Consider the following 12,711-nt stretch of genomic DNA (forward strand, 5'->3'; position numbering starts at 1 on the left):
CAGAATAGATGCTATTACCTCACGTTACTTTGCTAGCCTTAGTATTTCAATTTTATTTTCTATCTTTATTCTTATTTGATTCTATAAGGTCTAAAAAATTATACGTTAGCTTTGCATAGTATTTATAAGCATTTTTTCATATAAAGAAATATCAATTATCTGTACAACTGTATTTTAATATTTTATATTGTACAAAAAATGTAAAGTTTTGAGCACCCATGTTTACATAACGACAAAACTTCGCATTCTTAAAAGAGAAGTGATATCATGATGATTATAATTGTAAACGCATCCAAAAATATGCATATTCACAACTTTTTCAAACAATCCATTTTATAGCATTTGGTTTTTGTGATTATAAGAATATTAATGAGAATGGAATGTTTTATTGTAAAACAATTTAATTATGTATTCTTATTGATCCTTATAACTCCGTCCCTCCTTTTTTATCACCGTATTCCCAAATGAAAAGAACTTCAATTATCTAATTCCTCTATAACAAATAATTATAGATAATTAAAAGATACCTTAATTATTTCCTAATAAAGCATACATATTTTCATCTATTAATGAAAAGTTTTATTACAAAATAGATAAGGAAAATCAAAAATAGATATTTTAAGAAACGAATCCAAAGAAACTACCATCTTAATGATTATTGGATTTTATTTTCCCCTTTGAATTATCTTAATATATTTAAAGTTCTAAAATACAAGTTTTATACTAGACCATAATACTCTTTTTTCAAAAATCCCCTTATGTTTTACTTTGTGCTTATATAAGATTAAGAAGTAAAGGTTTTATATAGCAAAGAAATATTCCACATTTGATACTCTAGTTGAACCAAAATATCGGCATATAAAGCGTAACTTATTCAAACCTTCTGAATCTCAAAGTATATATAATACCTTATTGTAAATGTCAAGATAAACATGTACATTTTCGCTTGTTTAAGCATGTACAAAATCAATCATTTTCTTTGCTAAAATGATCTTTAATTCGATAGGATTGTCCTACAATACTGACCACCGTGGCATGATGTAAGACACGATCTAGTATGGCATTGGCGAGTTTAGGGTCCTGGAATACTTCGTCCCAAGACTTGAAGTTGATATTGGTCGTTAGGATGGTACTACGCTTTTCATAACGCATATCGATTAATTGAAAGAATAATTTTGCATCCTCCGGATCAATAGGCAAGTACCCAATTTCATCAATAATAAGTAATTTGTATTTTGTATAGTGCTTTAAACGAGATTCTAGGCGATTCTCAATCTTGGCACGTTTTAAATTTTGAAGTAAATCATGACATTTAATAAAATAAGTACTTGTTCGCTTTTTAGCTGCTGCTATACCAATAGACGTGGCCAAATGGGTCTTACCAACACCACTAGGTCCTAAAAATACTATGTTTTCTTGTTGCTCTAAGAAACGTAGAGAAATAAAATCTAAGATTTGTTGTTTATTAATACTCGGCTGGAATTCGAAATCAAACTCATCAACCTCCTTTCTATGAGGAAATGCGCCCATTTTCACCATAGAATGAATCATATTTTGTTCTCGTACATCAATCTCATAGTTTGTCAGTTTAACAAGTGTCTCTACGAAGGATAATTCATTATTAATGCTAAAATCGACTACGTCACCTAAATGTTGTGCCATTTGTTTTAATTTTAAATACTCTAGGTTTGTTGTTAATTGTTGATAGCTATTCTTCATTTCTATATACCTCACCAATTACTGATAAATTTTGTTTCGCCAAATTGTCAATGTTCGGATATTTAGGTAGTGACTTAGCCAATGCTTTTTTATAATGTTCTTCTTTATAATTGAGCTTAGATTGGCTGATTTTATGTTGTACAATTAACTTCATGTTATGATAAACATATATTTGATTATCATATACTTGTAAACCGACGGTTTTACCTTGATATTCAGCTGGAACTGAGTATTGATTCGATTTGTAAGATATCATGCCTGATGTATTAACTTTTACAAGTTTATGCTTAATCATATAGGAATCTCTTATCGCGCTCTTCGGGAGTGGTTGTAGGAGATTCTTTTCCTGTTTTAGGGCAAACACTGGAATCTTACCAGTCCCTTGATGAAATGTTTGATTAATTCTTGCACATAATTTTTGCACAAATTCATGTAATTCTTCAAAAGTGAATCTTCCTTGATAAGCATGAATTTCGTCTAGAAGTTTCATTGGCGCTTCTACTTTCCCTTTGGTATTTGGTCGCCCTGCGATACAAGGTTGTACCTTAAATCCAAAATCTTGAGCGAATTGGGCAAACTTATTGTTAATCGTTCCTGTAAAGTGTTCTGTTCGAGCTTCATCCATTACCGTCTTCATATTATCCGTGACAATTACCTTCGGTACACCACCAAACATTTCAAATGCCTCTGTCATAAATGACATTAAAACACTTTGTGATTTTGAAATATTCAAATGAAAAACTTTAAATCTCGAGTAGGACAATAAAAGTACAGCTACATTCACATATACGATTTCGCCACTTTTGGTTTCAAATCGTATGCTTTCTTTCCAATCTAATTGAGCTTGTTCTCCTGGAGGTGTCTCATAACGGACACCCACTGAATGACCTGATAAAATACGCTTCCCCTCATCAAAATATGTTCTAAATTCAGGCTTTCTATTAATATAAGCACGAAATGCAGACTGTGAACATTTTAAACCGTGATTGTCTGTTAGATACTGCCATAACACTCGTTTGTAGTAGAAGATTTGTTTAGAATCACTAGATAAAAGAGCTGCAATCACTTCATAATATGTATCGATTTTCGATGTTTTATTTTTTGTCCCTTTTGGTGTAAAACCATTCAAATACTTATCTATGGTACGCCGATCCACATTCAATTCTCTGGCTAATTGACTTTTATTTATCTTCATTTTTAAGTTCCCCATTAGTTTTTTAAAATTTGGTAAGTCTGAAAGACTTTTAACCTCAAATTCTGTTTGAATATCTAGCTTAATATACATACTAACCACCTCAGAGTCAGTATGGAGAATCCAATTGAAAATGTACATATTTATTCAAGCGTTAATGTACATATTTAAGTTAGCATTTATACCTTATAAATAATAAAATAGTTCAATATCCTTCTTTTACTTTACAGTCATAACAAAGTGATTTACAGGCTTGTATTTTTAGCATACTAAGAAATACGGCAATATTCATACCATAAATATTCAACTGCAAATAGGCCTTAAAGCATTTTCTATTCTGATATTTTTTTCTGGATTTAATTAATAAAATTCAAATATATTCATCTCTTATCTGTTATTAGTTCTATGTTGGTTAATATAGATTCTTCTGTGTATTAAGATAAACGAAAAAACAACATAAAATAATAGAGTTTCAAAAAAATAGCCCTCCACCAGACCATTTTTGGTCAGATGGAGGGCTATTTTTTTCATGTTTTGACAAGTTGCGGTGAGATAAGCCTGCATTTGGACCGACTTCAGCCCCTAAATCGAGCATATCGATAGCCATGTAGTTCTTTGGCGTCCGCAAAGCTTCGCTCTATAGTTGAACAGCGTACTTTGTACAACTTTTTCCCTGTAACTGTTAGTTTGTTTTTTTTAACGATATCCTTATATTTCTACCATATATGATGAGTGATAACTTTTTGTTTTTGTTTCTTTGAAAAACATACCTCACGTAGCGGACAAACAGCGCAGTCTTCTGGGTTGGATTTATAGTGACGATATCCTTCACGATCCGTTGTCGCATACTCTAAAATACACCCCATCGGACAAGCAAATGCACATTTCTTCTACATATTTAAATTGGCTTTTTGGTACTTCCTTATTTCGTTTTCCAAATCGGTGATACCCCATCACCATAAATATATTTCTCTCCGATAATTTCTTACAGATATACCCTGTAAAATAGCCTGCATCAAGAGCTACTGCTTCCACTTTAAATCCGAATTTATCAATTTGAGCTTGTAGACGCGCTAAATATGGCTCGGAATCTGCCATATTTCCAGCCGTTAAATAAGTATCTGTAATAATATTGTACTTCGCATCAGTCGTACGATGGTCTAAAGAAATGAAAACCGTTCGGTTTTCCATCTCTCATTAAAAATCCACTATCTGGATCCGTAGTACTTATACGAGTTTTTTTAGTGGGAGTATCACTTTCCTTTCTGGGTTTTAATTCTTTTTTTCGTGTACCTCACGATCTTCAATTACCGCAGCTTCTAGTTCGTCTATGTAAAAATTTTCCTTTTCTTTTTTATATTTATATACAAACTTATTTTTATTAGCATTGGCCTTAATGTGCGTAGAATCTGTCATCAGCGCACGTCCTCCCACCATCCGGTACTCTGTCGCTTGCCTCACAATCTCATCAAAAATTTCTTAGAAAATATTTGTATGAATAAAGCGAGTACGACGATTCCAACTGATTGTAGAATGATCTGGAATAGTATCTGATAGAGAAAACCCTAAAAACCAACGGTAGGCGATATTCGTTTTAATCTCTTTTTCCAATTGACGCTCCGAACGAATACCGTAAGAATATCCAATAAACATCATTTTAAATAAAACGATAGGATGGATTGACGGACGTCCATTGTTTTCACAGTAATAAGGGCGTAACTTCCCTTCAATAAAATCAAAACTAATTGTCGCTTCAATCGCACGAAGGAAATGATCTTGTGGAACCAACTCTTCTACAGAAACAGATACACGTTCATCACGATGATTTTTTAAAGCACCCATCATAAAAAGAGGTTCAGACACAAAAACAGGCTGTGGAGAAGACTTTCTCCACAGCCTGAAGATAAACGAAAAAAAGTTCTACTCCTATTGAGTAGAACTTTTTTTCGTTTATCTCGGTAAATAATTAAGTAACTGTAATATTTCTCTTTTAAATTTTGGAGTTGCTTGTTTTAGTAATGATGGTACTTCTCTAAAGTGATTTATTAGGGCTTTGTTAATTTTTGTAGAGTAATCTTTTTTATCTCCTGTAAGTATATCTACTATATCTTTTTTTAATGGATTACTAACTTTCCCCCACAAAAATTCTGATTCCTGAAAATGCTTATTAATAAAAATTTTGACTTGATTAATAAAAGGGTCATTTTTTTGCTGTATAGCGTCTTGTAACTGCAATATTGATATGTCATAATTTTGAGTTACTTGTTTTTCCTTCACATGACTTATATTCTCAGCCGCACTTACACTTGATCCGAAAGCACCTAAACCACTAACCCCAATTACACCTGCCAAAGCAATACTTGTACATTGTTTTACTAATGATTTCGATTTAATAACTTTCATAACGCTTCCCCCATTTATAATTTAGATTTTCTTACAGTTAAATTTTACCATGTTTTTTCACCTGATTAACTGTTAAATGTTACAATAAAACGAATTATTATAATAATTATATATTCATAAAATAATGCAATTAACTTTTTCAATTACATGTCCATTTTTAGCAAGTTGATACTTTTCGTTATATCCCTTTTACTACGACCATTTCTCTTTGCACAAATTCATTCAAAAGATTGGACTGATTACACCTTTACTTTTTTAAACAGAGCGAGAATATAATTAATTGCATAGCTTTTGAATGCAACTGTTAAACAAAATAATAAGATGAGTAGACTGACGCCCATTATTTCCACAATAATACGGACATCCCCCTCTTCAATCAAATTTGGTGCGGTTTTTATTGTACAAAACTAATACACAATTCCCCTATATTTTTCATATAAATTTCCATAAGAAATCTCTCCTGTTCCTCTCTTTAACACACAAAAACAAATTATTCCAAAAAAATAAGGATGTGGAAAATACCTTCTCCACATCCTTGAAAACCGTAGCTTGATTTCAAACTACCTCTTTAAGTTGAACTATCCCCACTTTCACTTCGTTTAGAAGTGGGGGATTCCTAAGTAAAGGGTTCTATCGAACTCTAATTGATTAGGCTATCTCCGCAGTCCTTGCGGTTAGAAGCCTTATCGCTTCATGCTTTAGATTGATACTTGCGTTAATATCCCTATCATGATGTGTTTGACATGAAGGGCAAACCCATGTACGTAGGTTTAGATTCTTAACGTCTTTATTTTGATATCCACAACAAGAACATAGTTGGCTGGAAGCAAATGTTTTCGATACGACAATGACTTGTTTTCCGTACCATTTTGCTTTGTATTCTAACATGGTTCGAAACTGTGACCAGGATACTTCACTAATTGCTTTTGCTAACTTATGATTCTTTAACATATTCGATACTTGCAAATCCTCTATACCGATAACATCGTGGTTTTTGATGATTTCAGTTGAAATTTTGTCCAAGTAATCTTTTCTAGAGTTTGATATGTATTCATGAATTCTAGCTACCTTTACTCGTTGTTTATTCCAACGAGAAGATCCTTTCATTCTTCTAGAAAGGACACGCTGTGCTTTCGCCAATTTCTCTTCTAATACTCGAAAAAATTCTGGGTTTTTATAAGTTGTTCCATCTGACATAATGGCGAAATTTTTTAGTCCTACATCCATTCCAATGTAAGAACTTGTTTTCGGAAGTTCTTGTACTTCTGTTTCGACTAACAATGATACAAAGTATCTGCCAGAAGGATTCCGTCTAACTGTAGCATTTACAATACGTCCCGTTATTTCACGACTTTTGGCAAATCGAACAAGACCTAGTTTTGGCAATTTTATTTTGTTTCCTACAACGGCAATGTTTTCATTTGTTTGTTTTGTGGTATACGATTGTACGTTATTCTTCTTATATCTAAAGCGCGGGGCGCTGTTTGTTTTTTGAAAAAGCGTGTATACGCATCCGCAAGGTTGCGAACAGACGACTGAATCGCAATACTGTCCACTTCTTTTAGCCAAACAAACTCTTTCTTCATGGCAGGAAGCTTGGCAGAGCATGTACCATATGTCAAACCTTTTCCTGTCTCTTTAAATGCGTGATCCCATAGGGATAGGAAATGATTGAATACAAAACGAGAACAACCTATCGTTTTGTTAATTAGAATTGCTTGTGCTTGATTTGGATAGATACGAAACTTATAGGCTTTATTAATTATCATTTAATTCACCTCCATTTCGGTATATGACTATTATACACCAAACGTACATTCGATGGATAGTGAAGTAACAATTTATGTATGTCGAACAATTAAGATGGCTCCTTGCCATCCCTTGTTCAAAGCCAATTCATCTCCCACCTACTCACTTCGCGTTCCTTGAGGAAGGAGTCTTCTTGGCTAAAATGATAAAGTCTGTAAAGCTTAAACTTAGACCAAAAACAAACTTAATTATATCTAAAAATCACCTATTTTATAAACTCATCACCATTATTATTAAATTCAAAATATAACCCCAAAAATTTTTCTAATATTTCCGATTTATTGTCTTTTCGCCAAGCAAGTGACGCCTCAATTTCAGTATTTATATCCTCAACTTTCCGTTGTATTAATCCATTTAATGGATTAATTGATGAAGGTAATAATGCTACCCCCATCCCATTTGCGACTAATGCTGAAACCGTTTGTAGATCATTTGCCTGGACGGTTATTTTCGGTGCGAAACCAACATTTTGAAACAGGTTCATAAACGTATCATAATAAAATGGCGCCGCTGATCTAGTTGCCATAATAAAAGGTTCATTTTGCAAATCATGAATATAAATTGATTGTTTGAGCGCAAGAGGATGTTTTTCAGGAATAATAGCCTTAAATGACACCTTTTTGACTGGCCTTACATGTATTTTACTACTACTTATTGGTGCAGCTAAAATTCCTATATCAATTTTTTTTTCAATTAAATTTTTAACTTGAATAGGTGTACTAAGTTGTTGTAATACGATTCCAACTTTAGGATATCTTTCCCGGTATCTTTGAATAGTTTGGATAAGATCTTGTACTGATCCACTGAATCCTATTACAAGTTCACCTTCAGTCCCGGTAGAAGTTAATCTTGTGCTGATGCATGCTTGTTCAACTTGATCAAGGATTTGATAAGCTTTATCCAGAAATACCTGCCCAGCATTAGTTAACTCCACATGCCGTTTTGTCCTATTAAATAATTTAGCACCAATTTCCTCTTCTAATTCTTTAATTTGCTTACTAAGAGGTGGTTGGGCAATATGTAATTTTTCCGCAGCTCGACTAAAGTTCAGTTCCTCTGCAAGAACCAGAAAATATCGAATGTGTCTTAATTCCATTTATCATTCCTCCTCCCTAGTACTTATACCTAAAAGGTATTAATAAGACACTTTTTAGGTATTTCTATTAATTATTAATTTTGTTTAATATTAAGTCAAGGTAAAAACATTACTATTAGAATGGGTGATAGCATAAATTACTTCCAATAAGCAGATAACCTATTATTAGTTTTTGAACCTAATCAAATGCTTTTTATTTTAATTACCTCTAAAGTTTTGAGATAAGTGAAAATTTTGGTTCTTTCATTGCAGCACTTTCCTTTAATCTCTTCCTAATCCCCCACAAAGTTTTAAGCAGTGGTATTAGTGGAATTGCAATCATTATTGGAATTTTAACACCCTTTAATACTGGATCAGTTAATTTCCTTTTAAATTTACTTATCATAATATTAGGTTATATTAGACTTGAAAAAAATTCATAGGGTATACAATTTTATCAGTTATCACATTTTCGACAGCATTATATGCTATTCCAATACATGTAGTGACAAACGACGTACTCCTTTCTTCATTGTTTGGTGGCGTTATTGCTGGTATAGGTATTGGACTTGTATTCAATTGCAATGGGTCAACAGGTGGATTTGATATTATCGGTATATTGCTTTCACGAAAAAAAGATATTCAGCTTGGAAAATTCCTAATCGTACTTAATACTATTGTCGTTATTATCTCTGGATTTTTCTTCAATTGGGATATTGCCTTATACAGTTTAGTATCTATTTTTATTACAGGGAAAGTCATAGATATGATTCACACAAAACACCAAAAAATTACTCTAATGATTGTAACAACTCATGTAGAAAAAATGAAAGAAAACTTTCTTTCTAACTTTGCACATGGGGTAACTTTATTAAGTGAGAAAGGGGCATACTCAAATGAAAAAAAATATATATTAATGACTGTAATCTCACGAGTAGAGCTAGCTAGAATAAAAACTATAATTTCTGAAGTCGATCCACATGCTTTTGTAAATATTACAGAATCAACAGAGGTATTAGGGCTATTTAGAAAAGGATAAATTAGAAAATAAAAGAAATGCGTATAATCACTTTCAAAAATTCTGTACAATCACTTTCAACATTTATTAGTACCGACCTACATTCTTCTCTTTAATATACTAACCATTGTTTGTGTTTATATAAAAACCACTTTGAACTACTCACCACTTAATATTCTTACAGACTTTTTGAAGTGGGAGATTCCTGCGAACACCGATGTATCCACCGGTTATCTTAGCAGGCTATGCCCGTAGTCCCTACGGTGAAAACATAAGTATCTTATACGTTGACTCACCACGCTTCCTACTTTAGCTTGGTTTTCGCAACTTCAGTAAACGTGGGGCGAAAGAACGTTGAAGATTTTACGGTTGCAACGTTTTTCTACAACCAACCTCATATCTTCAGTTTTCAAAGAGCAATCTGTACAAGTCTATGGTAGCAAACATGTTGGCTTATACCAACCGACATTCATCTCCCACCTAAAATTGGTGTTTCACACCTTAACACTTTTGAGGAAGGAGTCTTCTGTCGGAAAACGATAAAACATTGAGTATAGTTCAGGGATGATTAGGAGAAGATGTAGTAAGCGAAAAATAATATAGTTTTTTATTTAAATAAATTATTAATTTACTTTTAAATTGAGGATGATAATTATATGAAAAAGAAAACGGCATTACTTAATTGCACTATTATAAACGGCGACATGAATCGAGAAATTGAAAAAGATATGGTTATTCTAGTTAATAATCTTGGTATTATAGAAAAAATTGAAAACCGTCAAAATATAATTATTCCTAAGGAATATGAACAAATTGATATAAAAAATCAGTTTGTTATGCCCGGACTCATAAATGCACATGCACATTTATTTTCTGATGGAAGCCCTACAGGACTATCTTTTAGTGAAGAAGTATTAAATTTTGGAATTAAGTTATTAGATACAAAATTAGGAAAGAAATTTATTTACAATAGAATGAAAAAAAATGCTCTAGTCTCATTTCAATCTGGTATAACTACACTTCGCTCTGTTGGCGAATTTTTCTATCAAGATGTGAAATTGCGTGATGATATACAAAATGAAAAATTGATTGGTCCAGACCTAATAGTTTCCGGTTTCTTTATTAGTGCCACAGGTGGGCATGGGGCACCATATTTGGCCCTAGAAACAGACGGTCCTTGGGAGGGTGTGAAAAATGTACGAAAAAATGTACGCCAAGGTGTAGATTTGATCAAAATTTGTGTAACAGGTGGCGTCACAGATGCAAAGACAATTGGTGAAGCAGGAAGAATTCAGTTAACCGAAGAAGAAGTATACGCTATTTGTAAAGAAGCTCATAAAATTGGCATGATGGTAGCCGCACACGTAGAAAGTACCGAAGGAGTTAGGATTGCTTTAAAAGGTGGTGTAGATACAATTGAACACGGCGCTACGATGGATGAAGAAATCATTTCTCTTTATAAGCAAAATCCAAATGCCTTACGAGGATATACGTCACTGATTCCAACATTTCAAGCTGCATACCCCTATACATTACTAGACAGGAACATAACAAATATCAATGATGTACTTTTTGAAAACGCAAAAATCGTGTATACAAATATGATGATTAGTTTTCAACAAGCAATTGATAATGACATTAGTGTAGGTGTAGGAAATGATGCGGCAATGGCTTATGTATCACACTATGATCTATGGCGAGAATTGGATCATATGATTCGTTTTGGTGGCATCAATGAAAAGAAAGCACTTCATTTGGTTACAAAGAGTAATTCAGAAATTTTAGGTATTAGTGAAAAAGTAGGTACGATAGATGTAGGAAAAAAAGCCAATTTATTAGTATTACCTGATGATCCTATAAAGAACATCAAAAATTTATCAAAAATAAATTTAGTAATAAAAAATGGTGTTTTATTTGAGGATTTAAACATAAAAAAGAACGAAAAATTGGATAATATATTGGATTTAATTTAAAAGGATTTTCTTTTCCTTAAAAACAAGATATCATATGGATTTCGTTTTCCAAATTTATGATATTGTAAAATAATATGTTTCATCAAGGAGCTGACGCTTAAACATCTAAACACAAATCGATCGGTTTGTCATGAGAGTGGCGATGTCACACCACCAACTTGCACGTCAGCGATACCAGAAATGGAATTCGCCTTTGTTAGCAAGAATCCCAATGATGTTAGTCAGCTTGCCCCTTTAGGGGGAAGTGTAAAATGTGCAATGTCAGCCACATTAAATAAAATATGTTCTCCCATTTTTCATTTAATTATTCTTATATATATTAATCTAAAAATCTTCTCCTTATTTCTGGCGGAGGTAGTTGACAAGTATTTCGTTTTCCAAATAACTTATATCGATTTTTGGAGAATTTATCATATAAAAAATTACGAATAAACTTTGGAATTAATAATAGAAAAACTGCTAGCTTCCAAGGATAATCCAACTCTTTACAAATATTTATTACAGCATCTGATTTAATATAATATTTACTATGTTTAATTAAGACTATACTTTCTATGTTTACATCTATATTATATCGTTCTAGTAATTCTCTTCCGACATCCCCTCTAAGTGAGGCGTATTGAAAGTTACCAATAGTGTCTCTTTTAATAATAAATTGTACGCTTTGGTTACAAAAATTACACTCTCCATCAAATAATATAATATTTCCCATATAGGTCTCCTTTCTGTATCCAATACGACAGTAAAATTATAAAATTGACATCAATACAGATTTATTATCCGATACTTCACCTATTCAAAACTATAAAAACAGTTGTCAACTAAACATATGTTAACAACTGTTTCATTTATTATCTCAACCGACTTAAACTCATTTGTATTGTTTGCCAAAAATTAGAAATTAAAGATTTACAACGATATCGTGTACCAATAAATCATTAGATAGGTTATCACCATTCATAGATTTACCCCATGTATTAACAGCTGCTGTAGCTAAATACACTGCAGCGCCAGCAACATATACTGCACCTGCAGCTACTTGAGCCACTACTGCAGCGTAATAAATTGCAACTAATCCAAGAACTGCACAACGCCCAGTTCCAGTCCCATCTTCAGCCACTTCTAGGCTAGCCGATGAAACGCCCATATCTTTAGTAATATCTGTTAAAATTTCTCCACCTTTATTTAAGGCTTTTTCAATTTTTTGAGGATTATTAGAATAAACCGCAGCTTCTAACTCTGCTAGATAAGAAGCATCTTTTTCTTTAACTTTTCCCACTAAATCATTAGCTTGTTTTTCCATCTCAGGAGTATTTGTAGCTTTTCTTAACTCCTTAGAATAGAAATTAGGTAATTTTTCTGCCACTTTTCCTTGTCCAAAGAATAATCCTTTAAATAATTCTTCACCAGAAAAAACTTTTACACTTGCCTCTGTTACAGCGGCTTTAGCCTGCATACTTCCTTGAAACATTACGCCCATTAAAAGAGCAAAACTCATCAATGATGCTACAATTTTCTTCAT

7 protein-coding genes and 3 pseudogenes are annotated in these 12,711 nt (G+C 32.6%); 2 read left to right on the plus strand and 8 right to left on the minus strand.

The genetic code is table 11. The features are described from left to right. Window positions 1-966 precede the first annotated feature (966 nt). From istB to QCI79_RS32370, 6 genes and pseudogenes are all read right to left on the minus strand, one after another. The gene (gene istB, locus QCI79_RS32345; protein ID WP_000798699.1) at window positions 967-1,719 is read right to left on the minus strand and encodes an IS21-like element IS232 family helper ATPase IstB; all 753 of its coding nucleotides are present in this window, start codon (window positions 1,717-1,719) and stop codon (window positions 967-969) included. Continuing rightward, window positions 1,709-3,004 carry an IS21-like element IS232 family transposase gene (gene istA, locus QCI79_RS32350; RefSeq protein ID WP_000275580.1) on the minus strand — a complete coding sequence of 432 codons (1,296 nt, stop codon included), beginning with the start codon at window positions 3,002-3,004 and terminating at the stop codon, window positions 1,709-1,711. Before istA ends, istB begins: the two co-directional genes overlap by 11 nt. A 294-nt stretch (window positions 3,005-3,298) precedes the next feature. Beyond that, window positions 3,299-4,756 (minus strand): annotated as a pseudogene (locus tag QCI79_RS32355) (IS1182 family transposase). 105 nt (window positions 4,757-4,861) lie between these two features. Then, window positions 4,862-5,314, minus strand: coding sequence for a hypothetical protein (locus tag QCI79_RS32360; protein ID WP_000864460.1), 453 nt, complete (start codon window positions 5,312-5,314; stop codon window positions 4,862-4,864). A gap of 648 nt (window positions 5,315-5,962) precedes the next feature. Then, window positions 5,963-7,083 (minus strand): annotated as a pseudogene (gene tnpB / locus QCI79_RS32365) (IS200/IS605 family element RNA-guided endonuclease TnpB). Window positions 7,084-7,328: 245 nt separating this feature from the next. Continuing rightward, window positions 7,329-8,219 (minus strand): LysR substrate-binding domain-containing protein, encoded by an 891-nt coding sequence (locus QCI79_RS32370; RefSeq protein WP_000423181.1) that lies wholly within the window; start codon window positions 8,217-8,219, stop codon window positions 7,329-7,331. Window positions 8,220-8,440: 221 nt separating this feature from the next. On the opposite strand from QCI79_RS32370, the pseudogene QCI79_RS32375 reads away from it, so the two are divergent. Together QCI79_RS32375 and QCI79_RS32380 are read left to right on the plus strand one after the other, a co-directional pair. Then, window positions 8,441-9,237: pseudogene (locus QCI79_RS32375) on the plus strand (YitT family protein). 635 nt (window positions 9,238-9,872) lie between these two features. Continuing rightward, window positions 9,873-11,189, plus strand: coding sequence for a metal-dependent hydrolase family protein (locus tag QCI79_RS32380; protein WP_000730548.1), 1,317 nt, complete (start codon window positions 9,873-9,875; stop codon window positions 11,187-11,189). 319 nt (window positions 11,190-11,508) lie between these two features. Here QCI79_RS32380 and QCI79_RS32385 read toward each other — a convergent pair whose 3' ends face one another. After that, window positions 11,509-11,901, minus strand: a complete 393-nt coding sequence (locus tag QCI79_RS32385; protein ID WP_000526840.1) for a thiol-disulfide oxidoreductase DCC family protein — start codon at window positions 11,899-11,901, stop codon at window positions 11,509-11,511. Window positions 11,902-12,090: 189 nt separating this feature from the next. After that, on the minus strand, window positions 12,091-12,711 hold the full coding sequence (locus QCI79_RS32390; RefSeq protein WP_000724589.1) for a sporulation delaying protein family toxin: 621 nt from the start codon (window positions 12,709-12,711) through the stop codon (window positions 12,091-12,093).

Origin of the sequence: Bacillus cereus group sp. MG1 (genome assembly GCF_040460035.1) — a bacterium.
Taxonomy (GTDB): domain Bacteria; phylum Bacillota; class Bacilli; order Bacillales; family Bacillaceae_G; genus Bacillus_A; species Bacillus_A cereus.